The 24,699-nt window shown below is 67.5% G+C and carries 23 protein-coding genes; 18 read left to right on the forward strand and 5 right to left on the reverse strand.

The annotated features are described in order from the left end of the window. Positions 1-46 precede the first annotated feature (46 nt). The 7 genes from V6K52_RS06515 to V6K52_RS06545 all read left to right on the forward strand — a co-directional run bounded on the left by V6K52_RS06515 (position 47) and on the right by V6K52_RS06545 (position 6,663). Positions 47-724 carry a F0F1 ATP synthase subunit B gene (locus tag V6K52_RS06515; protein WP_353953072.1) on the forward strand — a complete coding sequence of 226 codons (678 nt, stop codon included), beginning with the start codon at positions 47-49 and terminating at the stop codon, positions 722-724. Then, the gene (locus V6K52_RS06520; RefSeq protein WP_353953073.1) at positions 724-1,533 is read left to right on the forward strand and encodes a F0F1 ATP synthase subunit delta; all 810 of its coding nucleotides are present in this window, start codon (positions 724-726) and stop codon (positions 1,531-1,533) included. Before V6K52_RS06515 ends, V6K52_RS06520 begins: the two co-directional genes overlap by 1 nt. A 124-nt stretch (positions 1,534-1,657) precedes the next feature. Further along, entirely contained in the window at positions 1,658-3,292 is a 1,635-nt protein-coding gene (gene atpA, locus V6K52_RS06525) for a F0F1 ATP synthase subunit alpha (RefSeq protein ID WP_353953074.1), read from the forward strand. Between the two features lie 136 nt (positions 3,293-3,428). Then, a complete protein-coding gene (locus V6K52_RS06530) occupies positions 3,429-4,331 on the forward strand; it encodes a F0F1 ATP synthase subunit gamma (RefSeq protein ID WP_353953075.1) in 903 nt (300 codons plus the stop codon). A gap of 8 nt (positions 4,332-4,339) precedes the next feature. Further along, positions 4,340-5,806, forward strand: a complete 1,467-nt coding sequence (gene atpD / locus V6K52_RS06535) for a F0F1 ATP synthase subunit beta (protein WP_353953076.1) — start codon at positions 4,340-4,342, stop codon at positions 5,804-5,806. A 139-nt stretch (positions 5,807-5,945) separates the two neighbouring features. Continuing rightward, positions 5,946-6,215, forward strand: a complete 270-nt coding sequence (locus V6K52_RS06540) for a F0F1 ATP synthase subunit epsilon (protein ID WP_353953077.1) — start codon at positions 5,946-5,948, stop codon at positions 6,213-6,215. A gap of 19 nt (positions 6,216-6,234) precedes the next feature. Continuing rightward, on the forward strand, positions 6,235-6,663 hold the full coding sequence (locus V6K52_RS06545; protein ID WP_353953078.1) for a DUF2550 family protein: 429 nt from the start codon (positions 6,235-6,237) through the stop codon (positions 6,661-6,663). Positions 6,664-6,676: 13 nt separating this feature from the next. On the opposite strand, the gene V6K52_RS06550 is transcribed toward V6K52_RS06545, so the two are convergent. Then, entirely contained in the window at positions 6,677-7,342 is a 666-nt protein-coding gene (locus tag V6K52_RS06550) for a cob(I)yrinic acid a,c-diamide adenosyltransferase (protein ID WP_353953079.1), read from the reverse strand. Between the two features lie 100 nt (positions 7,343-7,442). Between V6K52_RS06550 and V6K52_RS06555 the strand changes: the two genes are divergently transcribed. The 3 genes from V6K52_RS06555 to V6K52_RS06565 all read left to right on the forward strand — a co-directional run bounded on the left by V6K52_RS06555 (position 7,443) and on the right by V6K52_RS06565 (position 11,034). After that, a complete protein-coding gene (locus V6K52_RS06555) occupies positions 7,443-7,796 on the forward strand; it encodes an STAS domain-containing protein (RefSeq protein ID WP_353953080.1) in 354 nt (117 codons plus the stop codon). A gap of 54 nt (positions 7,797-7,850) precedes the next feature. Then, positions 7,851-8,888: an acyltransferase family protein gene (locus tag V6K52_RS06560; RefSeq protein WP_353953081.1), complete on the forward strand. Its 1,038-nt coding sequence runs from the start codon at positions 7,851-7,853 to the stop codon at positions 8,886-8,888. Between the two features lie 133 nt (positions 8,889-9,021). Further along, entirely contained in the window at positions 9,022-11,034 is a 2,013-nt protein-coding gene (locus V6K52_RS06565; RefSeq protein ID WP_353953728.1) for a protein meaA, read from the forward strand. Between the two features lie 47 nt (positions 11,035-11,081). Here the strand turns inward: V6K52_RS06565 and V6K52_RS06570 are convergent, their stop codons facing one another. Beyond that, positions 11,082-12,347, reverse strand: a complete 1,266-nt coding sequence (locus V6K52_RS06570; protein ID WP_353953082.1) for a GNAT family N-acetyltransferase — start codon at positions 12,345-12,347, stop codon at positions 11,082-11,084. A 74-nt stretch (positions 12,348-12,421) separates the two neighbouring features. Here V6K52_RS06570 and V6K52_RS06575 point away from each other — a divergent pair, with 74 nt between their 5' ends. The 3 genes from V6K52_RS06575 (at position 12,422) to V6K52_RS06585 (ending at position 14,133) form a co-directional block, all read left to right on the forward strand. Further along, complete coding sequence (locus V6K52_RS06575) at positions 12,422-13,069, forward strand: histidine phosphatase family protein (protein WP_353953083.1); 648 nt, start codon at positions 12,422-12,424, stop codon at positions 13,067-13,069. A 102-nt stretch (positions 13,070-13,171) separates the two neighbouring features. Continuing rightward, positions 13,172-13,528 (forward strand): PadR family transcriptional regulator, encoded by a 357-nt coding sequence (locus V6K52_RS06580; RefSeq protein ID WP_353953084.1) that lies wholly within the window; start codon positions 13,172-13,174, stop codon positions 13,526-13,528. Positions 13,529-13,530: 2 nt separating this feature from the next. After that, on the forward strand, positions 13,531-14,133 hold the full coding sequence (locus V6K52_RS06585; RefSeq protein ID WP_353953085.1) for a hypothetical protein: 603 nt from the start codon (positions 13,531-13,533) through the stop codon (positions 14,131-14,133). A gap of 16 nt (positions 14,134-14,149) precedes the next feature. Here the strand turns inward: V6K52_RS06585 and nucS are convergent, their stop codons facing one another. Next, positions 14,150-14,845: an endonuclease NucS gene (gene nucS / locus V6K52_RS06590; protein ID WP_353953086.1), complete on the reverse strand. Its 696-nt coding sequence runs from the start codon at positions 14,843-14,845 to the stop codon at positions 14,150-14,152. 166 nt (positions 14,846-15,011) lie between these two features. Between nucS and V6K52_RS06595 the strand changes: the two genes are divergently transcribed. The 3 genes from V6K52_RS06595 (at position 15,012) to V6K52_RS06605 (ending at position 20,697) form a co-directional block, all read left to right on the forward strand. Next, positions 15,012-16,349, forward strand: coding sequence for a multidrug effflux MFS transporter (locus V6K52_RS06595; RefSeq protein ID WP_353953087.1), 1,338 nt, complete (start codon positions 15,012-15,014; stop codon positions 16,347-16,349). 81 nt (positions 16,350-16,430) lie between these two features. After that, positions 16,431-18,209 (forward strand): 3-hydroxybutyryl-CoA dehydrogenase, encoded by a 1,779-nt coding sequence (locus tag V6K52_RS06600; RefSeq protein ID WP_353953088.1) that lies wholly within the window; start codon positions 16,431-16,433, stop codon positions 18,207-18,209. Between the two features lie 28 nt (positions 18,210-18,237). Further along, positions 18,238-20,697 carry an FAD-dependent oxidoreductase gene (locus V6K52_RS06605; protein ID WP_353953089.1) on the forward strand — a complete coding sequence of 820 codons (2,460 nt, stop codon included), beginning with the start codon at positions 18,238-18,240 and terminating at the stop codon, positions 20,695-20,697. 53 nt (positions 20,698-20,750) lie between these two features. On the opposite strand, the gene V6K52_RS06610 is transcribed toward V6K52_RS06605, so the two are convergent. Further along, the gene (locus V6K52_RS06610; RefSeq protein ID WP_353953090.1) at positions 20,751-21,365 is read right to left on the reverse strand and encodes a maleylpyruvate isomerase family mycothiol-dependent enzyme; all 615 of its coding nucleotides are present in this window, start codon (positions 21,363-21,365) and stop codon (positions 20,751-20,753) included. A 61-nt stretch (positions 21,366-21,426) separates the two neighbouring features. Here V6K52_RS06610 and V6K52_RS06615 point away from each other — a divergent pair, with 61 nt between their 5' ends. Beyond that, positions 21,427-21,726 carry a hypothetical protein gene (locus V6K52_RS06615; protein ID WP_353953091.1) on the forward strand — a complete coding sequence of 100 codons (300 nt, stop codon included), beginning with the start codon at positions 21,427-21,429 and terminating at the stop codon, positions 21,724-21,726. A gap of 41 nt (positions 21,727-21,767) precedes the next feature. After that, positions 21,768-23,084, forward strand: coding sequence for an AI-2E family transporter (locus V6K52_RS06620; RefSeq protein WP_353953092.1), 1,317 nt, complete (start codon positions 21,768-21,770; stop codon positions 23,082-23,084). 197 nt (positions 23,085-23,281) lie between these two features. On the opposite strand, the gene ccrA is transcribed toward V6K52_RS06620, so the two are convergent. Next, entirely contained in the window at positions 23,282-24,622 is a 1,341-nt protein-coding gene (gene ccrA / locus V6K52_RS06625) for a crotonyl-CoA carboxylase/reductase (RefSeq protein WP_353953093.1), read from the reverse strand. Between the last annotated feature and the right edge of the window lie 77 nt (positions 24,623-24,699).

A 24,699-nucleotide genomic window follows, 5' to 3' on the forward strand; every position in this document is an offset into this window, starting at 1 on the left:
CCAGCGGCACACCCTCTAGATCCGGCACGAAGCACTAGGAGTCCCCGTGCAGTTCACCGCCACGCCTTCGACGGTCGTCTCACTGGCGACCGCTGAGGGCGCCAAGATGCCCCTCATCCCGCACATCCCCGAGCTGATCTTTGGTCTCGTGATGATCGGAATCCTCTACTGGGTGGTGTCGAAGTTCGTCGTCCCCAACCTGGAGAAGGCATACGAGGAGCGTCGTGCTGCCATCGAAGGCGGCATGGAGCAGGCAGAGGAAGCCCAGGCCCAGGCCCAGGCCGCCCTGCAGCAGTACGAAGCCCAGCTGCACGAGGCCCGCACCGAGGCCAACGCCATCCGCGAGGAGGCGCGGGCCGAGGGTGCGTCCATCGTCACCGAGTTGCGCGAGAAGGCGCAGGCGGAGTCGAGCCGGATCACCGAGTCGGCCAAGCGTCAGATCGAAGCCGAGCGTCAGCAGGCCGTGGTCTCGCTGCGCTCCGAGGTCGGCACGCTCTCAACGAACCTCGCCAGCCGCATCGTCGGCGAGTCCCTCGAGGACGAGGTCCGTCAGAAGGGCATGATCGACCGCTTCCTCGCCGAGCTCGAGAGCGGTTCGCTCCGCCCCGAGAAGGTCGCCGCGGCGTCCGTTCCGGCTCCGGCGCAAGATGCCCAGGCATCGGAGCAGCCCGCACAGGGTGAGCTCGACCTGGGCACCGACGGCACGGCAGGGCGGGACGCCTGATGCGTGGCTCGTCTCGTGGTGCTGGGTTGGCGGCCGAGGAGGCCCTCAACTCGGCTCTCGACGGCGTCGACCGCAACGCGCTGGCCGAGGAGCTCTTCTCGATCGCCGCGACGATCGAGGGCGACGCCGGACTGCGACGCGCCTTCGCCGATCCGGCTCGTGACGGCGAGGCCAAGCGAGGCCTGGCCGATCGCATCTTCGGCGGCAAGGTCAGCGAGGCAGCCACATCCGTCACGGGTGAGGTCGTCGCGCAGCGTTGGGCCAGCGAGGGCGACCTCAGTGACACCTTCGAGGCACTCGCCGTCCGTGCGCTGCTTGCCAGCGCCGAGAAGGCAGGTCGCATCGACGCCGTCGAGGACGAGCTGTTCCGCTTCGAGCGGATCGTCGCCGGCGACACCGAGCTGCGCGACACCCTCTCGAGCCGCAACACCGATGTGACCGGCAAGGCCGGCATCGTGCGGGGTCTGCTCGAGGGCAAGGCATCGCCCGAAACCGTGCGCCTCGCCGAGCAGGCAGTGCTCGTCGCACGCGGTCGACGCCTCGACCGGGTGCTCGAGACCTACCTCAAGCTCGCGGCGACGCGTCGTGACGAGCTCACAGCTGTCGTCTCGGTCGCCATCCCGCTCGACGAGCAGCAGCGGTCCCGCCTCGCCTCGGCGCTGCGTGACATCTACGGCAAGAAGGTCACCCTGCAGACGGTGCTGGACACCAGGGTCGTCGGTGGGATTCGGGTCCAGATCGGCGACGAGGTCGTCGACGGGACCGTCCTGCGGCGCCTGGAAACGGTGCGGCACGACCTCGCCGGCTAGTCCCGAAGACATGCGGAACGGCATACAGAACGTGTCTGTCCGCCAGTTCGACCACATCTGAAGAGCACGACACCCCACACACTTCGGCCCCACAGGGGGCTGGTTACCGAGGAGAAGAGATCACATGACGGAGCTCTCGATCCGTCCGGAGGAGATCCGGGACGCACTGGACACCTACGTCCAGTCCTATGAGCCCGGAGCGGCTTCGCGCGAAGAGGTCGGCCGCGTCACTGACGCCGGTGACGGCATCGCGCACGTCGAGGGCCTGCCCTCGGCCATGACCAACGAGCTCCTCGAGTTCGAGGACGGCACGTTGGGCCTCGCGCTCAACCTCGACGTCCACCAGATCGGTGTCGTCATCCTCGGTGACTTCTCCAAGATCGAGGAGGGCCAGGAGGTCAAGCGCACCGGAGAGGTCCTCTCCGTTCCCGTGGGAGACAGCTTCCTCGGTCGCGTCGTCGACCCACTCGGCAACCCGATCGATGGTCTCGGCGACATCCAGAGTGACGAGCGCCGCGCGCTCGAGCTCCAGGCGCCCAACGTCGTCCAGCGCAAGTCGGTTCACGAGCCGCTGCAGACGGGCCTCAAGGCCGTCGACGCCATGACGCCGATCGGCCGTGGCCAGCGCCAGCTCATCATTGGTGACCGTCAGACCGGCAAGACCACCGTCGCCGTCGACACGATCATCAACCAGAAGGAATTCTGGGAGACCGGCGACCCGACCAAGCAGGTCCGCTGCATCTATGTCGCGATCGGCCAGAAGGGCTCGACCATCGCGTCGGTCCGCGGCACGCTCGAGGACGCTGGTGCCATGGAGTACACGACCATCGTCGCGGCTCCGGCCTCGGACTCGGCTGGCTTCAAGTACCTCGCGCCCTACACCGGCTCGGCCATCGGCCAGCACTGGATGTACCAGGGCAAGCACGTCCTCATCGTCTTCGATGACCTGTCCAAGCAGGCCGAGGCCTACCGCGCCGTCTCGCTCCTCCTGCGTCGTCCGCCGGGCCGCGAGGCCTACCCGGGTGACGTCTTCTACCTGCACTCCCGTCTGCTCGAGCGTTGCGCGAAGCTCAACGACGAGCTCGGTGCGGGTTCGATGACCGGCCTCCCGATCATCGAGACCAAGGCGGGTGACGTCTCGGCCTACATCCCGACCAACGTCATCTCCATCACCGACGGTCAGATCTACCTCCAGGCCGACCTCTTCAACGCCAACGTCCGCCCCGCGGTCGACGTGGGTGTGTCGGTGTCCCGAGTCGGTGGCGCCGCGCAGACCAAGGCCATGAAGGGCGTCTCCGGTCGCCTCAAGCTCGACCTGGCGCAGTTCCGTGCGCTCGAGGCCTTCGCGATGTTCGCGTCCGACCTCGACCCCGCTTCCAAGGCCCAGTTGGCGAAGGGTGCGCGTCTCGTCGAGCTGCTCAAGCAGTCGCAGTCGGCACCGTTCCCCGTCGAGGAGCAGGTCGTCTCGGTCTGGGCCGGCACCACCGGTCAGCTCGACTCGGTCGCAGTGGAGGACATCCGCCGCTTCGAGTCCGAGTTCCTCGGCCACCTGCGCCGCAGCAAGAAGGACCTGCTCGACGCGATCCGCGAGACGGGCAAGTTCGAGGCCTCCACCGAAGAGGCCCTCAAGGTCGAGATCGACTCCTTCAAGAAGGGCTTCGAGCCCTCTGACAAGGACAACGTTCCCGTCGACTCGACCGAGAGTGGCGACGACGCCCTCGACTCCGAGCAGGAAAAGATCGTCAAGCAGAAGCGCTGATCGATCCGGTATGCCGGGCGGTCACCTCCGTGACCACCCGGCACCGGTAGCCCGGTCGCTCAAGGCGACCACACGGCATACCCCACAAGTTCGACAGCACACACCGAAACGTGAGACACAGGAAGGGCGGAAAACTATGGGAGCGCAGATCCGGGTTTACCGGCAGCGCATCCGGTCCGTCAGCGCGACGAAGAAGATCACGCGGGCCATGGAGCTCATGGCCGCGGCTCGCGTCGTCAAGGCCCAGCAGGCCGTGCGTGAATCGAGCCCGTACGCGCGAGCGATCACGCGCGCCGTCTCGGCCGTCGCAACCTTCTCGAATGAGGACCACATCCTCACGACCGAGAAGGAGAAGGTGACCCGCGCTGCGGTCGTCATCATCACGTCGGACCGCGGACTCGCAGGCGCCTACAGCTCGTCGGTGCTCAAGGAGTCCGAGCGCCTCGTTGCGCGACTGCGTGAAGAGGGCAAGGAAGCCGTCCCCTACCTGCTCGGTCGCAAGTCGGTCGGCTACTACAAGTTCCGTCAGCGCGAGTTCGCGGCGGAGTGGACCGGCAACTCCGAGAAGCCGACCTTCGAGACCGCCCGTGAGATCGGTGAGCGGCTCGTCGGTGACTTCCTCCTGGACACCGAGTCCGAGGGCGGTGTCGACGAGGTCCACATCGTCTTCTCGCGCTTCGTGTCGATGGTGACGCAGGAGCCCGAGGTCATCCGCCTGCTTCCGCTCGAGATCGTGGAAGGGACCGAGGCGCCTGCAGAGGGCGACCTGTTCCCGCTCTACGAGTTCGAGCCGAGCGTCGAGGAGGTGCTCGATGCGCTGCTGCCCAAGTACGTCACGTCGCGCCTGTTCAACTGCATGCTCCAGGCTGCGGCCTCCGAGCTTGCCGCCCGTCAGCGTGCGATGAAGTCCGCGACGGACAATGCCGAGGAACTCGTCAAGAAGTACACCCGGCTGGTCAACCAGGCCCGTCAGGCCGAGATCACCCAAGAGATCAGCGAAATCGTCGGTGGCGCAAGCGCCCTGGCCGAGAGCAAGTGAGAGAGAAAATGACTGCCACTGTCACAGACACTGACAACTCCGCCAACGACGCCACGCCCGGCGGCATCGGTCGCGTCTCGCGCATCATCGGCCCGGTCGTCGACATCGAGTTCCCGGCCGACGCCATGCCCGAGCAGTACAACCTGCTCACCACCACGGTCGAGCTCTCGGGCGAGACGAAGAACCTCAACCTCGAGGTCGCCCAGCACATCGGCGACAACATGGTTCGCGCCATCTCCCTGCAGCCGACCGACGGCCTCGTCCGCGGCACCCAGGTGCAGGACACCGGCGGCCCCATCACAGTGCCCGTCGGCGACGAGACGCTTGGCAAGGTCTTCAACACCACCGGTGAGGTCATGAACCTCGCCGAGGGCGAGACCTTCGAGCCCAAGGAGCGGTGGGGCATCCACCGCAAGGCTCCGGCCTTCGACCAGCTCGAGTCCAAGACCGAGATGTTCGAGACCGGCATCAAGATCATCGACCTGATGACCCCCTACGTCCAGGGTGGCAAGATCGGCCTCTTCGGTGGTGCTGGTGTCGGCAAGACCGTCCTCATCCAGGAGATGATCGCCCGAGTCGCTCGCGACCACGGTGGTGTCTCGGTGTTCGCCGGTGTCGGTGAGCGCACCCGAGAGGGCAACGACCTCATGGTCGAGATGGAAGAGGCCGGCGTCCTCGGACAGACCGCCCTCGTGTTCGGCCAGATGGACGAGCCGCCGGGCACGCGTCTTCGCGTGGCCCTCTCGGCCCTGACCATGGCCGAGTACTTCCGCGACGTGCAGAACCAGGACGTTCTGCTCTTCATCGACAACATCTTCCGCTTCACGCAGGCCGGTTCCGAGGTCTCCACGCTGCTCGGCCGCATGCCGTCCGCCGTGGGTTACCAGCCGACCCTCGCCGACGAGATGGGTGTTCTCCAGGAGCGCATCACCTCGACGCGAGGCAACTCGATCACCTCGATGCAGGCGATCTACGTGCCCGCTGACGACTACACAGACCCGGCCCCGGCCACGACGTTCGCGCACCTCGACGCGACGACCGAGCTCTCGCGTGAGATCGCCTCGCTGGGTATCTACCCCGCCGTGGACCCGCTCACGTCGACCTCGCGAATCCTCGACCGTCGCTACATCGCCGAGGACCACTACACCACCGCGGTGCGCATCAAGTCGATCCTTCAGCGCAACAAGGAGCTGCAGGACATCATCGCGATCCTGGGGATCGACGAGCTCTCCGAAGAGGACAAGATCCTCGTCAACCGCGCCCGTCGCATCCAGCGCTTCCTCGGTCAGAACACCTACGTTGCCAAGCAGTTCACCGGTATCGAGGGCTCGACGGTGCCGCTCGTCGACACCATCGAGGCGTTCACGAAGATCGCCGACGGCGACTTCGACCACTTCCCCGAGCAGGCGTTCTTCATGTGTGGTGGCCTCGACGACGTCGAGCGTCAGGCCGCAGAGATCCAGAAGAACCTCTGAGCCTTCCTGTCCTGCTCCTCAACGGGAGTGCGTGGCCCGCTCCTTCGTCGCGAGCCTGCCACGCACTCCCTTGATCGTCGCCGGACGTCGAATCCGGCGGCGGTAGACTCTCTTCACACACCACTTCCCGGAGGAATACGTGAGCCAGCTTCAGGTCGAACTCGTTGCCGCGGACCGCAAGGTCTGGGAGGGCGAGGCGAGCCAGGTGAGTGCCCGCTCCATCGCAGGCGAGCTCGGCATCCTGCCCGGTCACACCCCGCTGCTCGGCGTTCTCGTCGAGGGCGAGGTCAAGATCCACGGTGAAGGCGGAGTCCGCACCGCCACGATCAACAGTGGCTTCCTCTCGGTCGACCACGACCGAGTGACGATTCTCGCCGAGGCCGTTGACGCCTCGGGACTGACCAACTGAGTTCAGGGCGGGGAATGCCATGACGCCGATCGCCACCATCGAGCTCGTGCTCGTGGTGGCGCTCGCCCTGCTTGTGGCCGCCGTCCTCTTTGTCTGGCTGCGCCGCCGCTACATCTCGGGTGGCAAGCCGCTCATGCTCTGTGCGATCAACACCGGAGACCGCCGCTGGCGTCTTGGCCTGGCACGCATCGCGGGGGATCACCTCGACTGGTTCTCAGTCGTCGGTCCCTCTTTGCGTCCTGACCACTCGTGGGTGCGTCACGACCTTGACCTCGGTGCCCCGCACCGGCTCGGCGAGGCTGTCCCAGGGCTCCCGTCGGACGCCGTGTGTGTGACCGGGCACGCTCCTTCGAATGACTACGAACTTGCCCTCAGCCCAGCGGCATACACGTCGTTGCGTGCCTGGCTCGAGAGTTCGCCCCCCGGATTCAACGTCAACGTCGCCTGACGACGCCAGGCGTTCAGTCGTCGTCGGTGGTGGGGTCGTCGGTGTCAGGGACCTTGGGCCCCTTGGTAGGTGCCTCTGCCCGGCCGCCACCGGGCTGCCACAGGACGTCGCCGCCGGCGTCGAGGTTGGCCACGCGGGCAAGGATGAACAGCAGGTCTGAAAGCCGGTTGAGGTATGCCGCGGTCGTCGGGTTGACCCCGCCCTCACCTTTGGCGGTGCCCAGGTCGGTGCCGTGGGTCTCGATGGCCGCCCAGGTCGTGCGCTCGGCTCGGCGGACCACCGTGGTCGCCTGATGCAGGTGGGCTGCCCCGACCGTGCCGCCGGGCAGGATGAACGAGCGGAGCTTCTCGAGCTTGTCGTTCTGGGTGTCGCAGTCGGCCTCGAGCTCGTCGATCCATGCGCTCTGGACTCGCAGTGGTGGGTACTCGGGGTTCTCGCGCAGGGGAGTGCACAGGTCGGCCCCCACGTCGAAGAGGTCGTTCTGGACACGGGTGAGGATGGCGCGCACGTCGTCGGGCAGGTCTCCGGTCGTGAGGACGACTCCGATCACGGCGTTGGCCTCGTTGACGTCGGCGTAGGCGGCAAGCCTCGGATCGGTCTTGGCGGTGCGGCTGAAATCCCCCAGCCCGGTGGTGCCGTCATCGCCGGTGCGGGTGTAGATGCGGGTGAGGTTGACCATGGCCTGAGCCTGCCAGACACCTTTGCCGATTCTTTACCCGGCGCATCCCCGGTCCGTGGGAAGTGTCGCGTTCAATGGGTGCCAGCCTAAGGAGGCGACCGTGGATCAACGTCGACACACGATCGTGACGCTCACCGAGCATCGCGACGAGTCTGGTCACCATGTCTGCCTGCGCGGACGCCTCGACTTCCACACCGTGCCAGACCTGCGGATGGTGCTCCACCGCATCGTCGACGATGGTCACGACGACCTCCTCCTGGACCTCTCCGAGTGCGAGATCGGTGACGCGACCGGCTTCGGCGTCATCGTCGAGTGCCTGCGTCGCGCGCGTCGCGGATCGCGGACCTTCTGCATCGTCGACGCCGATGAGCGCACGCGTCGCCTCCTGCGCCGCGCTCGGTTGAACCACCTCATCGCCACCGCCCCGTCGACGCTCACCGCCGCGGTCAGCTGACCTCTGTCATCCTGTCCGGGTGACGAACCGCGTGACAGATCGTGCGGAGAGCCGGTGAGTGTCACCCCGGCGGCCCCGCCTCGTGCCCTTGGGCTGGATGCCGCGCGCGGGCTGGCCGTCGTCGCAATGGTCATCGCCCACGGCGTCCCGTTCATCAGCGGGGGCGTATCCGAGTCGGGTGCCTTTCTGCTGCAACAGGTCAACGACCTGGCCTCTCCACTCTTTGCGCTGGTCATGGGCGTGGCGGCCGGGCTCGTCTTCACCCGTGGGACGGCCTCCCGAGGGATGGCGCGTGCCGTGGTCAGGGGGGTGGCGTTGATCCTGCTCGGCGTGGGGCTCGAACAGCTCGACCACTGGGTCGCCGTGATCCTGCACATCCTGGGTCTCCTGCTCATCGTCGGGACCCCGTTGCTGGTGCTGGGTTCGCGGTGGTTGCTGGCGATCGCTGCTGCTCTCTTCGCCGGTGGGCCGTGGGTGATCGAGGCGGTCACACGCGCTGCCGGTGGGGTCGCAGGCGGCGCGGCCACCACGGCTGGCTGGGCGGAGAACCCGCTCGCGCAATGGCTCGTCACCAACACGCACTACCGCGTGCTCACCCTGCTACCTCTCTTCCTCGTCGGTGCCGTGCTGGCGCGTCGCGGGCTCGACGACGAACGCACGTCGTGGTGGTGCCTCCTGGGCGGACTGGCGATGGTGTGGGCAAGCTTCGCCGCCGAGCTGTTGGGGCACCCGGTCGTCTTTTCCGGTGACTACCCCGACCAGTTGCAGGAGGGCGGACTGGCGCTTGCGGCATACGGGTTGGTCATGGCGACCGACATCGCTGGTGCGAGGCAACCTTCGGTGTATGCCGTGTTGCGACCGCTCGCGCTCATCGGTCAGGTGGCGCTGTCGCTCTACGTCTTCCACGTGGCGCTTCTCGTGCCGCTCATTCCGGCGTTCCCCGACGGCGGCTGGCTGCCGTTCATCCTTCTGCTCGGGGTTGCACTCATCACGGCCTGGGCATGGGCGCGGTTCATCGGGCGTGGACCGCTGGAGTGGCTCATCGACCGGCTTTCACCCGCCCGAACCCCTCCCGCCGTCGCGGGGGCGTGAGGACTCTCACCGCCTGAGACCCTGTCTCGACGGGTGGGCCACAGGTAGCGTCGACCGCATGCCCGAAGACCCTTCTGCCGCGCTGCCGCCCGCCGCCGCTCCTGCCCGACCCGAGCGCGACCGTCCGTGGGTCATGCGCACGTATGCCGGCCACTCGAGCGCCGCTGCCTCGAACGCGCTCTACCGCCGCAACCTCGAGAAGGGGCAGACGGGTCTGTCGGTTGCCTTCGACCTCCCGACCCAGACCGGCTACGACCCCGACCACGTGCTCGCGCGCGGCGAGGTCGGCAAGGTCGGCGTCCCCATCTCGCACATTGGTGACATGCGGGCGCTCTTCGACCAGATCCCGCTTGGTCAGATGAACACGTCGATGACGATCAACGCGACGGCGATGTGGCTGCTCGCGATGTACCAGGTGGCGGCCGAGGACCAGGCCAACGCTGCGGGTGAGGATGCCGCTGAGGTCGTCAAGGCCCTAGGTGGAACGACGCAGAACGACATCATCAAGGAGTACCTGTCACGCGGGACCTATGTGTTCGCGCCGGCTCCGTCACTGCGACTCATCACGGACATGGTGTCCTACACGGTCTCCGACATCCCCAAGTGGAACCCGATCAACATCTGCAGCTATCACCTGCAGGAGGCCGGCGCGACGCCCGTGCAGGAGATCGCCTACGCGATGTCGACGGCCATCGCGGTGCTCGATGCGGTGCGCGACGCGGGTCAGGTGCCCGAAGAACGCTTCGGTGAGGTCGTCGCCCGCATCTCCTTCTTCGTCAACGCCGGTGTCCGGTTCGTCGAGGAGATGTGCAAGATGCGCGCCTTCGTCGAGCTGTGGGACGAGCTGACCCGCGAGCGTTATGGCGTGACCGACGCCAAGCAGCGGCGCTTTCGCTACGGCGTCCAGGTCAACTCGCTCGGGCTCACCGAGGCTCAGCCAGAGAACAACATTCAGCGCATCGTGCTCGAGATGCTCGCAGTCACGCTCTCTAAGGGTGCTCGCGCTCGGGCCGTCCAGTTGCCGGCGTGGAACGAAGCATTGGGACTGCCGCGTCCGTGGGACCAGCAGTGGTCGCTGCGCATGCAACAGGTGCTGGCCTACGAGTCCGACCTCCTCGAGTACGAAGACCTCTTCGAGGGCTCGAAGGTCGTCGAGACCAAGGTGGCCGAACTCGTTGCCGGAGCGAAGGCCGAGATCGCTCGAGTCGCTGAACTGGGTGGGGCCGTGGCGGCCGTCGAGAGCGGCTACATGAAGTCGGCGCTCGTCGCATCGCACGCCCTGCGTCGCCAGCGCATCGAGGCCGGCGAGGACATCATCGTCGGCGTCAACAAGTTCGAGACGACCGAGCCCAATCCGCTCACGGCTGACCTCGACACCGCCATCCAGACGGTCGACGCCGGCGTCGAGGCAGCGGCCTCGAAGGCGGTGCGCGAGTGGCGCGAGAGGCGCGACGCGGACCCTGCCAAGCGCGATCGGGCAGCCGCTGCGCTGGCCCGGCTGAGGGCCGCCGCCACCACGGACGAGAACCTCATGGAGGCCTCGATCGAGTGCGCCCGCGCCGAGGTGACGACGGGGGAGTGGGCCCAGGCCCTGCGCGACGTGTTTGGCGAGTTCCGCGCCCCCACAGGCGTCACGGGTTCGGTAGGTCTCACGGGTGGGGCCGCCGGCGCCGAGCTCTCTGCCGTGCGCGAGCGAGTCGGGGCATTGCGCGACGAGCTGGGCGAGACCCTGCGCGTCCTCGTCGGCAAGCCGGGGCTCGACGGACACTCCAACGGGGCCGAGCAGATCGCCGTGCGTGCGCGCGACGCCGGCTTCGAGGTCATCTATCAGGGCATCCGGCTCACGCCCGAGCAGATCGTTGCTGCGGCTGTGTCCGAGGACGTCCACCTCGTCGGCATCTCGATCCTGTCCGGGTCGCACATGGAACTCGTGCCCGAGATTCTCGATGGGCTGCGCGAGGCCGGTGCCGGCGACATCCCGGTCATCGTCGGCGGGATCATCCCCGAGTCCGACGCGGCAAAACTGAAGGCGCTGGGTGTGGCCGAGGTGTTCACCCCCAAGGACTTCGGCCTGAACGACATCATGTCCAGGTTCGTCGACGTCATCCGCGACTCCCGCATGGCAACGGCAGTCCCCTCCGCCTGATCGGCGCCCGACCCATGGCATGGCTCCCGGTCGGTCTCGGTCGGGGTCTAGAAGTGGGTGTTGCAGTGGGGTGAGGGGCTGCCGTCGGTCATCGCGCCGAAGCGGCGGATGGCGTCCTCGGTGCCGGTGATGCGCCCAGCCCGGGCCAGTGGATCGACGGCGACGTCGCCGAGATAGAGCGTGCCGAGCGTCTCGACGTCGAGCGTGACATCGGGCTCATCAGCTGTCGGCGTGACCGACGCTCGGCCGCCGGCGGCCTCGATCGAGAACGTGCCGTCGGCGTGGCCGAGATCATCGACCACGCGGACATTGAGGCGGTCGTCGCCGAACCACGGTCTGGCTGCAAGGGCCACAGGCACGTCGAGGATGCGTACCCAGAGGTGGTCGGGCATCGCCGTGACGCCTCGAACACGGTGATCAACCAACGCGTGCGCGAGTGGCTCAACGACCGCGGCCGGGCCGGTGACGACCTCGGCGAGGTCGATGTCGGCGAGGAACTGCCAGAGAGCGAGGTGCGCCGCGGGGGTCGCCGTGACCATGTCGCGCACCTTCACCTCGACGGCGTCCCCCTCCTTGATCGCGTACGAGACGAAGCCGTCCGGCTCACCGTCGGGTCCGAAGCGCACCGCTAGACGCTGCTTGCGGTCCTCGCTTTGCTCTTCCCAGTCGTAGCCCTGGAGCCACGACTCGTAGTAGTTGGGGCGGCCCACGCTGCCGCGGGTCACCTCGTGATGGCGGGCAAAAACGGTCGACAACGAGGTCCACGCTGCCGTCGGATCGACCATGACGACCCGGCCGCCGTCGACCGGCCGCTCGCGAAGTCGGAACCGGGCCGACGTGTCGACCCGCACCCGGGCCTCGCGGGTCGCCGGACCGAAACCGAAGCGCTGATAGATCGCGCCCTCTGACGCGGTCAGCACCGCCACGGGTGCTCCCTCGGCGACGGCGCTCGCGAGATTCTCGGTCATGAGGCGACGCATGAGTCCACGTCGACGGTGGGTGGGTGCCACCGTCACGTCGGTGATCATCCAGGCTGGGATCGTCTCGGCGCCGGTGTTGATCGTCTTGACGAAGTGACCGAACGTGGCGACCGGCACGTCGTCCGACAAGGGCAGGTCCGAGGACTCCCACACGCCACGGTTCGTCGCGCCGTCGACCCGCACGGCGGCAAGCCACCTGTCACGGAGCTCGTCAGTCGCGCGCCCCTGGTGGAAGCCCCGCATGATCGCCTCAAGCCACCCATGGATGCGAGCGGTGTTGTCAGCGCTCTCGTCGTCGAGATCGAGCGTCGCGAAGATGAAGTCGTCGGTCACGCCCTCAGTGGATCAGCCGAGAAGGTGCGGTGTCGAACTGATTCGGGACCGAACGGCATACCCAAAGGATTGTCGTGACCACGTGGGAGGGTGAGGGAGTGAGCGATCTGCACTGTCCCGCAACCCTGCTCGTAGCGCGCCACGGCGATGCGGAGTACCCGCACGCCAAGGTGCTCTCCGATGATGGTGGGTGGCTGACCGACAAGGGCAAGGTTCAGGTGCGTGAGCTGGCCGAGTCCCTCCGGTCGCGCAACATCGCGGGGGTCTGGACCAGTCGGTTGCAGCGCGCTGTCGAGTCCGGGGTGATTGCGGCGGAGGTTCTCGGTGTCGAGTCCCGCGCGGTGGATGGGCTTGAGGAGTTCTCGGTCGGCGCGCTGGCTGGCCGCGCCCATGACGATCCGGAGCTGGCAGGTGTCTTCGAGGCGTGGAAGGCCGGTCACCTCGGCACCTTCATCCCCGGGGGCGAGAGCGGCGAGGAGGTCCTTGAGCGTTATCGCGGCGCCCTTGAGGAGATCGCGGACCAGCACCGCGGCGAGTCAGTGCTGGTGTTCACGCATGGGGGAGTGATGTCGTTCTGCCTGCCGAGGATGGGACGCAATGTGCGCAACGACCTCGCGGCCAAGCGGTACCTACCCAACTGTGCCGTGGCCGAGATCTCGATCGATGGGGACGACGTGCTGGTCAACTCGTGGCCCGGAAGTGCCGACCGATCCGTCGTGTGACGGTGTCGTGGCCCAGGTTGACGAAACCGGCTCGCGAGGCCGACTAGGTAGTCAGTCTCTCTAGATAGACAGACTGACTAATGTTTGTCTATCCTCACGAGCATGACCGATGCGCCGTGGCCCAGCGACTGGCTCCGGGGCGCGCTTGCCCTCCTCGTGCTCACCCTCCTGGCGCCCGGTCGCACCTACGGCTACGCGATCGCGACAGAGTTGGAGACCCGCGGTTTCGGAGCCATCAAAGGTGGCACCCTCTATCCGCTCCTGGGGCGTTTGGAGGCCGAGGGCCTCATTGCCTCGCAGTGGGAGCCGGGCGAGGGCGGGCCCGGTCGCAAGTACTTCGAGCTCACCGAGAGCGGAACGGCCCATCTCGCTGCAGAGGTCGCTCGATGGAGCGCCTTCAGCGACTGCGTCACCGCGGTGCTCACCGGATCGCCAGTCCCCAGCGCAAGGAGATCATGATGATGAACCAGCAGACCACCCTCGATGCCGGATGGCGCCGCGACTTCGTGGTGGCTCTTCGCCTGCGGAACGTCCCGGCCGCGTCGATCGCCGATCACCTCAAACTGGTCGAGACCCACTGCGCCGAGTCGGGGGAGCCGGCGCAGGACGCCTTCGGTGACCCAGCGGCATACGCCCAGAGTCTGGCTGGCAGTCCCGCCGACAGCGTGGCGGACCTGGCGCCGTTGCTTCCCAGCGCCGTCCTCGGCTTCCTTGCCGGAGCCCTCACCCTCGAGGGCATCAAGGGCATGCTCGGCGACGAGGACGTGACGGTCCGGGTGGGCGACCTCGGGGGTGCTGTCGTCCTCGTCGGCGCGGCCCTCGGGGTGCTGGTTCTCCTGGGCCGCTTGAAGCGGCCCCTCCTGGCGGTGTTCGTGCTGGTGGTCGCAGCGGTTGCGCTTGCCGTGGTGCTCGACGTCGCCGACACCGCTGTGCTGTTCGCGTGCCCTGCATGGCTCGCCCTGGCCATCGGCGCCTCGTCGTTTGCGGTTCTCGCAGTGTTTGGGGTGCGCCGGGCGCGCAGCGAGCGCGTGTCAGACCCTCTGAGTGGGGAGTCGATGCTCTGAACGAGGGCTCAGACTGTCAGAACAGTCGGTGTTCGCTGTTGTCGATGCCCTTGAGGTCGTCGTAGTCGAGAACGACACAGCGTATGCCGCGGTCCTCGGCGAGCGTGCGTGCCTGCGGCTTGATCTGTTGCGCGGCAAAGACACCGGCCACGGGTCGCAGGTGCGGATCGCGGTTCATCAGCTCGAGGTAGCGGGTGAGCTGCTCGACTCCATCGATGTCACCCCGACGCTTGATCTCGACTGCCACCGTCGCCCCAGCCGCGTCCTTGCAGAGGATGTCCACGGGACCGATCGGCGTCATGTACTCGCGCCGCGTCAGGGTGTAGCCATCGCCGAGGGTCGTGATGTGCTCGGCGAGGAGCTTCTGGAGGTGGGCCTCGACCCCGTCCTTCACCAGACCCGGGTCGACGCCGAGGTCGTGACTGGTGTCGCTGTGGATCTCGTGCATCTTGACCCGCAGGCGGTCCTCCGACTTGGCATGCTGCACGACCCACACCGCTGTGACCCCGTCTGCGACCTCTGTCTCGTCCGGGTCGACTTCGGCCATGGCGCACGGCGGGGACATCCAGTTGAGGGGCTTGTAGGAACCGCCATCGGAGTGGATGAGGACCGAGCCGTCAGCCTTGACCATGAGCAACCGGGTCGCGAGCGGGAGATGGGCCGTCAGCCGACCGTCGTAGTCAACGCTGCATTTCGCAATCACCACTCGCACCGCCACACCCTAGTCGCCAGCGGATCGCAGGACCGCCCCGGCCGATCCGCAGACCCGGAACGCGAAACGGGAATGCACCGGCTCACCCATGCCTTGGCATGGGTGATGCGGGCTCACTGGTGCGTGCCGCGATTCAGTCCGACCACCCATTTCAGGAGTCAGTAGCGTGCGTGCGCGCCCCGCCCCCCAAGAAACCGACATTCTCGCCGAGCCACTCAGCGGCGGCGTCGTGACCGACCAGCGGCCAGCAGCGCCCCAGACGCAGTCAACGGCCCTCGCCGGGCGTGCCTATCTCAAGATGGTCCTCGTCCTTGGCGCTCTGGTCGCCCTGGGTCCCCTGACGATCGACACCTACCTGCCCGCGCTGCCAACGCTCGCGGACGACCTCGGTGCCACCGAGCCACAGGTGCAGTTCACCCTCACCGGCATCATGCTCGGCCTCGGTCTCGGGCAGTTGGTGCTCGGGCCGATCTCGGATGCCGTCGGGCGTCGCCGCGTCATGCTCGGCGGCATCGTCGCCCACGCCGTGATGTCCGTGCTGGCCGCGCTCGCTCCGTCCATCGAGGTGCTCACTGCTGTCCGCATCGGTCAGGGCGTCTCGGGTGCGGCGGTCGCGGTCACGGCGATGGCCGTCGTGCGTGACCTGTTCACCGGGCGGCGGGCGGCAGGTCTGCTGAGCCACCTCACGCTGGTCATCGGCGTGGCTCCCATCCTCGCTCCGTCACTCGGCAGCCTCCTGCTCCAGCTCACGGGTTGGCGCGGGATCTTCGTGGCGCTGGCCCTCGTCGCGGTCGTGCTCTTCGTGGTCGCGCTGCTCGGCATGAACGAGACCCTGCCGGTCGAGCGGCGGCGGCCCGCGAGGATCGGTGCCACCCTCCGCACGTATGCCGTGCTGCTGCGCGACCGCGCCTTCGTCGGTCTGGTGCTGCTCGCGGGCCTGATGTTCAGTGCCCTCTTCGCCTACGTCGCGGGTTCGTCGTTCGTCCTGCAGGAGTACTACGGCCTGGACCAACAGCAGTTCGGCATCCTGTTCGGCGTCAACGCCGCTGGCCTGATCGTGGCGACCCAGGTCAACCCATTCCTCCTGCGCAGGTGGGAACCTCAGCACATCCTGACGGGCGGGGTGGGTCTGGGCATGCTCGCGACAACCGCCCTGCTCGTGGCCGCACTGATCGATGCGCCGCTGGTGCTGGTGCTCGTGCCGCTGTGGTTCGTCATGTTTGCGGTGGGCCTGTCGTTCCCCAACACTCCGGCGCTCGCATTGTCGCGTCACGGTGAGGCCGCGGGCTCTGCGGCAGCGCTGCTCGGTGCCATCCAGTTCGGGATGGCGAGCATCATCACCCCCCTGACCGGCCTGATCAGCACCGGGAGTGCGGTCGGCATGGCCGTGGTGATGTTCGGAGCGGTGTGGCTGGGTGCCCTCGTCCTGCTGGTCCTCGTGCAGCCCTCACGGCTCGTTGTCGAGCAGGACGAGGTCGCGGACGTCGCTCTCGCGGCGGTTTGACCGACGCCGGATCATCCGGGGTGGGCAGGCTCACGTCGGTTCGGTGACGACACTGCAGTCCCACTCTGGGAGACTCCGACCATGTCACGTGAGTTCACCAAGGTAGGCGTCATCGGGCTGGGCACCATGGGTGCCGGAATCGTGGAGGTGTTCGCGCGCAACGGGATCGACGTCGTCGCGGTCGATGTCACGGATGAGGCGGTCGAGCGAGGTCGCTCCTTCCTCAGCAAGTCCACGGGTCGCGCGCTCGACCGCGGCAAGATCGACCAGGCCGCCCATGACACCCTGCACGGGCACGTCAGCTATGCGACCGACTTCGAGTCGCTCGCGAATTGCCAGCTCGTCGTCGAGGCCGTGCCCGAGCACTTGGATCTCAAGAAGGAGATCTTCGCCAAGCTCGATGCGATCGTCGCACCGGACGCCATCCTCGCGACCAACACGTCGTCGCTGCCCGTCACCGAGATCGCTGCCTCGACCAGCACCCCCATGCGAGTCGTCGGCATGCACTTCTTCAACCCGGCGCCCGTCCAGCAGTTCGTCGAGGTCATCCGCACGGTCATCACCGCTGACGACGTCTTCGAGGACGTCAAGGCACTCGCCGAGCGGATCGACAAGAAGCCGGTCATCGTCGGCGACAAGGCCGGCTTCATCGCCAATGCCCTGCTCTTCGGCTACTTGAACCACGCGGTGTCGATGTTCGAGAGCCGCTACGCGACGCGTGAAGACATCGACGCATCGATGAAGCTCGGCTGCGGCTACCCGATGGGACCGCTCGCGCTGCTCGACCTCATCGGTCTCGACACGGCATACGAGATTCTCGACACGATGTACAAGCAGGGACGCGACCGCCTCCACGCACCCAGCCCGATCATCAAGCAGATGGTGTCCGCCGGTCTCAAGGGTCGCAAGACCGGGCGGGGTTTCTACACGTATGCCGCGGCCGGTTCGCCCGAGGTCGTCACCGATGTGCACACGCCCGTCGACGGTGTCACCGAGGGCGTGCAGCTGCGCGAGATCTCGTCGGTCGGCGTCGTCGGCTCCGGCACGATGGCGACGGGCATCATCGAGGTCTTCGCCAAGGCCGGCAAGAGCGTCACCTTTGTGGCCCGCAGCCAGGACAAGCTTGACGGTGTCCGTGCCGCGATCGAGAAATCGCAGGCCCGCGCCGTCGAGAAGGGTCGCGCCACCCAGCAGGAGGCCGACGAGCTGCTCGCGCGCCTGCACCCGACGACGGAACGCGCCGACCTCGCCGAGGTCGACCTCGTCGTCGAGGCCATCGCCGAGGACCTCGAGATCAAGCAGGAGCTCTTTCGCGAGCTCGACAAGATCTGCAAGCCCGGCGCAATCCTCGCCACGACGACCTCGTCCCTGCCGATCATCGACTGCGCGAGGGTGACCTCGCGGCCGGAGGACGTCGTCGGCATGCACTTCTTCAACCCGGCGCAGATCATGAAGCTCGTGGAGGTCGTGCACACCGTGTCGACCGGCGACGACGTCGTCGCGACCGTGCAGGAGTTGTGTCGCGAGATCGGCAAACACCCGGTGACCTGTGGTGACCGCTCGGGCTTCATCGTCAATGCACTGCTCTTTCCCTACCTCAACGACGCGATCAAGATGCTCGACGCCAACTACGCCTCTGCTGATGACATCGACACTGCGATGAAGACCGGCTGTGGTCTGCCGATGGGGCCGTTCGAGCTCCTCGACGTCGTCGGTCTGGACGTGTCGCTGGCGATCGAGCGCGAGCTCTACATCGAGTTCCGCGAGCCGGGATATGCACCCGCGCCCCTGCTCGAGCACCTCGTGACGGCGGGCTACCTCGGTCGCAAGACGGGGCGCGGCTTCCGCACCTACGCCTGACCCGCGCTGGGGTGGGTAACCTCCGCGTGTGAGTGCCGCAACGAAGCTCCCCGCCCGCGCCCAGGTCGTCATCATCGGCGGCGGGGTGATCGGCGCCTCCATCGCCTACCACCTCGCCCACGAGGGGGTCACCGACGTCGTCCTCATCGAGCGCGACCGTCTGACCAGTGGCACCACATGGCACGCGGCCGGACTGATGACGTGCTTCGGGACGACGAGCGAAACCCTCACCGGGATCCGCCTGAATTCGCGTGACCTCTTTGCGCGGCTCGAGGCCGAGACCGGACTGTCGACGGGGTTCCGGCCGGTGGGCCTCATCGAGGCAGTGGGCGACACCGACCGGCTCGAGGAGTACCGCCGGGTCGCGACCTTCCAACGCCGTCTCGGGCTCGAGGTCAACGAGATCAGCCCGCGCGAGATGGCCGAGCTCTTCCCGCTTGCCGACATGGACGGTCTCATCTCCGGCTTCCACGTGCCCGGCGACGGTCGCGTCAACCCGGTCGACCTCACCATGTCGCTGGCCCGCGGGGCCAAGAACCTCGGGGTGCGCATCGTCGAGGGCGTCACCGCTGGCGACGTCATCACCCGCACCGACGGCGCCCTGCCTCGTGTCACCGGCGTCCGCACCAGCGCGGGTGACATCGAGTGCGAGACCGTCGTCAACTGCACCGGCATGTGGGCGCGCCAGCTGGGGGAGCGGCACGGCGTCGTCATCCCCAACCAGGCCGCCGAGCACTACTACCTCATCACGGACACCATCCCCGGGCTCGACCCCAACGGTCCGGTGTTCGAGGACCCGGCACGCTACGGCTACTACCGCGAAGAGGGCGGCGGCATGATGGTCGGGCTGTTCGAGCCGGTCGCGGCCGCCTGGAACCTCGATGGCATCCCCGAGGACTTCTCCTTCGGCACGCTGCCGCCCGACTGGGACCGCATGGCGCCGGCCCTGGAGGCGGCGATGTCGCGGGTGCCGGTGACCCTGGAGGCAGGCGTGCGGACCTTCTTCTGCGGACCCGAGTCGTTCACTCCCGACCGGTTGCCTGCCGTGGGAGAGGCGCCCGGCCTGCAGGGCTATTTCGTTGCGGCAGGCCTCAATTCGGTCGGCATCCTCAGCAGTGGTGGGCTGGGACGCGTGGTCGCGCAATGGATCGCGAGCGGTCGCCCCGACGTCGACGTCACGGCGATCGACGTCGCCCGCTTCATGCCGCACCAGCTCCAGCGCGACTACCGACGCGACCGTGTCACCGAGGTCCTCGGCAAGACGTATGCCGCGCACACGCCCGGCATCGAGCTCCTCACCGGACGCGGCACCTTCGTCTCGCCCGTCCATGAGGACATGGTCGCCGCGGGGGCACGGCTCAAGGACGTCTCGGGCTGGGAGAGCGCGGACTGGTATGCCGGTGACGGACAGGATGCGCACGTCACCCCCTCGTGGAGTCGGCAGCCGTGGTTCGACGCGTGGGAGGCCGAGCACCGGGCCGTTCGGGAGGCCGTGGGTCTCATCGACATGTCGTTCATGGCGACGTTCGTGGTCGGAGGGAGGGACGCCGGCGTCGTCCTCGAGCGGGTGAGCGCTGGTCACGTCGACGGGGACGTCGACCGGATCACCTACACGCAGTGGCTCGGGCCCGACGGCGGGCTCGAGGCCGACCTCACCGTGACCAAACGCGGCGAGAACGACTTCCTCGTCGTCGCATCCGACACCGCCCACGGGCACACGCTCGCGTGGCTGCGACGACAGGTCGGCGACGCCGACCTCACGATCGAGGACGTCACCGTGGCGACCGGTCAACTCAACGTCCAGGGCCCGCGCTCGCGCGCGCTGCTCGACGCCCTGACCGACGCCGACCTGTCGCACGAGGCGTTCCCCTTCCGCACCGCGCGCATGATCATCCTCGCCGAAATCGAGGTGCTGTGCGTGCGCATCACCTATGTGGGAGAGCTCGGCTATGAGCTCTACCTCCCGCGCGACCGGACCGCAGAGCTCTGGAGCGTGCTGCGCTCGGAGGGCACGGCATACGGAATCCGTCCCGTCGGGCTCCGAGCGCTCGGTTCGCTCCGTCTCGAGAAGGCGTACCGCGACTACGGCCACGACATCGACAACACCGACACCGTCGGGATGGCCGGTCTCGGCTTCGCCGTCGACCTCGAGCACGACTTCATCGGGCGCGAGGCGGTAATCGCCGAGCGCGAGCAGCCGCGTCACGAGAAGCTCGTCCAGGTGCTGCTCACCGATCCGGAACCATTGATGTTCGGTGCCGAGGTGCTGCTGCGTGACGGTGTGCCGGTCGGTGACGTGCGATCCGCGTCGTACGGCTGGACGCTCGGTGGTGCGGTCGGCATCGCCGCGGTGACGTCCGACGGCCCGGTGACCAAGGCGTGGCTCGAGGACGGCACGTGGGAGGTCGACATCGCCGGCAGGCGCATCCCGGCGAGGGTCTCGCTCCGACCGCTCTACGACCCGACGAGCGCCCGCGTCCGCACCTGAGCGCAGCAGACCTGAGAGCCTCCCGATCGGCGGGTCGGTGGATCTGCTCGGCGTCAGGTCAGGGCGGGCACTCCGGGTCCCCCCACGTCGGCCAGTGCCTCACGGCGACCCGAGACGACGAGCAGGAGCGACAGGACGGTGCCGCTGACCTCGGGCCCGTCGCCGATGACCACGTCGGCATCCGTGGCGCGCAGGGTCACGCCGGCGACGCGCTGTTTGCCGCCACCCATGCCGACCGATGTCCGGGCCTGATAGCGCAGCGACCGCTCGACGGCCTCGGGCGAGTAGGCCCGAGGGAGGCCGAGGGGTCGCCGGATGTCTTCGCCGTGGACGACCTCCTCGACGAGACGGCTGTCGAGCGGTGCAGGTGGTCCGGACCGGCGGTCGGCCACCGCGCGTAGCCCCTCGAGGGTGTCGGCGGACGAGGCGCCCAGCTCGCTGGCCACACCCATCGCATTCTGCCGGTCGAAGTCGAAGCGGGCTCGGGCCATGGCGACAACGAACCCGAGCCTGGTCGTGCGGGCGTTGTGGACCAGATGGGCCGCCACCTCCCTCACGGTCCAGTCGCCGCACAGCGACTGCTGACGCCACTGGGCCTCGTCGAGACCCGAGAGGTCCCGGATGAGGGCCACCCGCTCCGCGTGCACCATGTCCCACGTGTCACTCATGTCAGCACCCTCTCAGGCGCCGGTGACAGTGGCTCCGGGACGAATCTGCGACGCTTGACCCATGCCTCGCGCCAACCGACGACGTCCCGACGACGTGCCCCTCGCGATGGGGCGCCTCGGTCGCGGTGGCACGACCACCGAGTCGTATGCCGGTCAGCGCTGGACGGTGCGGCGTCTCACCGGTGAGTCCTCGGAACGCGCCTACATGTGCCCCGGCTGCGAGCAGGACGTTGTGCCGGGAACGCCTCACGTCGTCGCCTGGCCCGAGGAAGGGGTCGGCGGGGTCGGGGACCGTCGGCACTGGCACACTCCGTGCTGGGCCGCGCGCGAGCGTCGACACCCGCGGGGCGCAATCCGCTGACCTGCGGTGATCCCCGATAGGTTAGCGATCGAGGAGGCCACGTGAACCTGAGCTGGGGCAAGAACTCGGTGCGCGGCTGGCGTGAGTATCGCCAGCGTCAGCGCGCCGCTCTGCGTGAGAGCAACCGCATCCGCTACGAGGACGAGCACCTCGAGCGGAGCCTCATGAACGACGTCCTCGGCGATGAGAGCGACGCACCAGCGGGAGCCGAGGAGTCCGGCGCAGCCGGGGCCACCGGAGCAGACGCTGCGGACGCGACCGCCGGGCGTCGTGCCCCCGACAGTTCCGGGATGACCCAGTTCGGCGAGATGGGCCGTCCCATGAACCGACACTCACCCTTCTATCTCGGCTTCGTCGGCGCGCTCGGTGCCCTCCTCGCCATTGGTCTCTGGCATTCGCTCGGACGGCTTGCGACGACCCTCACCATCCTCGTCGTCGCGCTGTTCCTCACGCTCGCGCTCAACCCGCTGGTCGAGTGGCTGGGCCGCCGCGGCCTCAAGCGTTCACTGTCGGTGGGCATCGTCTTCCTCGGCGTGGTCGTCGTCTTCATCCTTCTCGGTCTGCTCGTCTTCCCCCCTGTGGTCAGCCAGGGCAGTGAGCTCGTCCAGCAGGCTCCCACCTATCTGGACCGGATTCTCAACACGTCCTGGGTCCAGGAGCTCGACAAGAACTACGACGTGGTCGACAAGATCAACGAGGAGTTCAACAAGCGCCTCACCGACGAGACCTTCATCAGCTCGGTACTCGGCGGAGTCCTCGGAGCCGGCCGAGCGGTCCTCAACGGGGTCTTCCAGACCTTCACGATCCTCATCCTCACGCTCTACTTCCTCGCGGCACTGCCCAAGATGAAGCGGACGGCCAATGCCATGGTGCCGGCGAGCCGCCGCAACCGCTTCGCGCAGCTGAGCGAGGAGATCATGCGGCGCACGGGCTCCTACGCCATCGGGCAGGTGTCGATCGCCACGATCAACGCGATCCTGAGCTACCTGATGATGTCGGTGCTCGGCATCCCGTATGGCGCGGTGCTCGCCGTGCTCACCGGCTTCCTCGGGCTCATCCCGATGGTCGGCGCGAGCCTCGGAGCCACGCTGGTGTGCCTCGTGGCGTTCTTCGACGAGCCCCGGGTCGCGCTCATCGCAGCGATCTACTACCTCGTCTACCAACAGATCGAGAACTACGTCATCGCCCCCAAGATCATGCAGCGCACCGTCTCGGTGCCCGGCGCCCTCACGGTGGTCGCAGCTCTTGCGGGCGGCACCCTGCTCGGCGTGCTCGGTGCGTTGCTCGCCATCCCGGTGGCTGCTGCGCTGCTGCTCCTCGTCGACGAGGTGCTCATCCCTCGCCAGCGTCACCAATAGGTTCGCTCCGGACCGTTCCGCGACGCTTGCGCCCTCCGGTGGGCGCTCAGCGACACGCCTCTCGCAGACCGTTCGGCTCTCGTACACAGGCCGACGTCCCGACGCGCCCACCGGAGGGCGCCACGCGTCGCTCGCACGGGTTCAGGAGAAACCAGCCCACCGGCATACGCAGGTGGGCTGGTCCTGTGGCTTGAGGGTCAGGCGTCGCGGAAGCGGTTGATCTCGGTCTCGTACTTGGCGCGCTTCTCGGGATCGGTGATGCCGAGGCCGGCCTCCGGAGCGAGAGTGAGGACGCCGACCTTGCCCTGGTGCAGGTTCTTGTGGACGTCCAGCGCGGCCTGGCCGACCTCGTCCATCGGGTAGGTCTTGGACAGTGTGGGGTGGATGAGGCCGCGGTTGATGAGCTCGTTGGCCTCCCACGCCTCGCGGTAGTTCGCGAAGTGCGAAGAGAGGATGCGCTTGAGGTTCATCCAGAGGTAGCGGTTGTCGTACTCGTGCATGAAGCCCGAGGTCGACGCGCAGGTGACGATCGTGCCGCCCTTGCGCGCCACATAGACACTGGCGCCGAAGGTCTCTCGACCCGGGTGCTCGAAGACGATGTCGACATCGTGGCCCCCCGTGAGCTCACGGATCTTCTTGCCGAGGCGCTGCCACTCCTTGGGGTCCTGCTCGGTGTTCTCGTCGTTCCAGAACCGGTATCCCTCAGCGTTGCGGTCGATGATCAGCTCGGCGCCCATCGCCCGGCAGATTTCGGCCTTCTCGGGCGAGGAGACGACGCAGATCGGCGTCGCCCCGGCGGCGAGCGCCATCTGCGTCGCGTAGGAACCCAGGCCGCCGGAGGCGCCCCAGATCAGGACGCGGTCTCCGAGCTTGAGGGCGGCGCCGTTCTTGGAGATCAACTGACGGTATGCCGTGCTGTTCACCAGACCGGGGGAGGCTGCCTCCTCCCAGCTCAGGTGCGTCGGCTTGGGCATGAGCTGGTTGGTCTTGACGATCGCGAGCTCGGCGAGGCCACCGAAGTTGGTCTCGAAGCCCCAGATCCGCTGCTGCGGGTCGAGCATCGTGTCGTTGTGGCCGTCAGCGTCCTCGAGCTCGACGGACAGGCAGTGGGCGACGACCTCCGTGCCGACCTTCCACTTGCCGACGCCCGGGCCGGTGCGGAGCACGACGCCAGCGAGGTCGGAACCCACGATGTGGTAGGGCAGGTCGTGGCGCTTCGCGTATTCGGAGGTGCGGCCGTAGCGCTCGAGGAAGCCGAAGGTCGAGACCGGCTCGAAGATGGAAGTCCACACGGTGTTGTAGTTGATGGCACTGGCCATGACCGCGACCAGGGCCTCGCCCGGAGCGAGCTCGGGGACGGGAACGTCGTCGATGTGGAGGGACTTGCGCGGGTCCTTCTCCTTGGCGGTCAGACCCTCGAACATGCCCACCTCGTCCTTGTGGACGGTCACCGCCCGGTAGGTGGCGGGGATGGAGAGGTTCGCGTAGGTCTCCTCGGTGCGGTCACCGCTGAGGATGGCGTCGCGGATCTGGTCCATGAGTGGTGGTGCTCCTTGATCTGGGTGGGTCAGGTCAGGTGATGCGTCGTGCTGGGACGGATTGCGCAATCAGTGGG

This window comes from Knoellia sp. S7-12, assembly GCF_040518285.1.
In the GTDB taxonomy this organism is placed as follows: domain Bacteria; phylum Actinomycetota; class Actinomycetes; order Actinomycetales; family Dermatophilaceae; genus Knoellia.

What these genes read in the sequence shown, in the direction of transcription:
- V6K52_RS06520 (WP_353953073.1), top strand. Translation starts at nt 724, where the DNA reads ATGCGTGGCTCGTCTCGTGGTGCTGGGTTGGCGGCCGAGGAGGCCCTC.
- atpA (WP_353953074.1), top strand. Translation starts at nt 1,658, where the DNA reads ATGACGGAGCTCTCGATCCGTCCGGAGGAGATCCGGGACGCACTGGAC.
- V6K52_RS06530 (WP_353953075.1), top strand. Translation starts at nt 3,429, where the DNA reads ATGGGAGCGCAGATCCGGGTTTACCGGCAGCGCATCCGGTCCGTCAGC.
- atpD (WP_353953076.1), top strand. Translation starts at nt 4,340, where the DNA reads ATGACTGCCACTGTCACAGACACTGACAACTCCGCCAACGACGCCACG.
- V6K52_RS06545 (WP_353953078.1), top strand. Translation starts at nt 6,235, where the DNA reads ATGACGCCGATCGCCACCATCGAGCTCGTGCTCGTGGTGGCGCTCGCC.
- V6K52_RS06550 (WP_353953079.1), bottom strand. Translation starts at nt 7,342, where the DNA reads ATGGTCAACCTCACCCGCATCTACACCCGCACCGGCGATGACGGCACC.
- V6K52_RS06565 (WP_353953728.1), top strand. Translation starts at nt 9,022, where the DNA reads ATGCGCACGTATGCCGGCCACTCGAGCGCCGCTGCCTCGAACGCGCTC.
- V6K52_RS06580 (WP_353953084.1), top strand. Translation starts at nt 13,172, where the DNA reads ATGACCGATGCGCCGTGGCCCAGCGACTGGCTCCGGGGCGCGCTTGCC.
- V6K52_RS06585 (WP_353953085.1), top strand. Translation starts at nt 13,531, where the DNA reads ATGAACCAGCAGACCACCCTCGATGCCGGATGGCGCCGCGACTTCGTG.
- V6K52_RS06600 (WP_353953088.1), top strand. Translation starts at nt 16,431, where the DNA reads ATGTCACGTGAGTTCACCAAGGTAGGCGTCATCGGGCTGGGCACCATG.
- V6K52_RS06610 (WP_353953090.1), bottom strand. Translation starts at nt 21,365, where the DNA reads ATGAGTGACACGTGGGACATGGTGCACGCGGAGCGGGTGGCCCTCATC.
- V6K52_RS06615 (WP_353953091.1), top strand. Translation starts at nt 21,427, where the DNA reads ATGCCTCGCGCCAACCGACGACGTCCCGACGACGTGCCCCTCGCGATG.
- ccrA (WP_353953093.1), bottom strand. Translation starts at nt 24,622, where the DNA reads ATGGACCAGATCCGCGACGCCATCCTCAGCGGTGACCGCACCGAGGAG.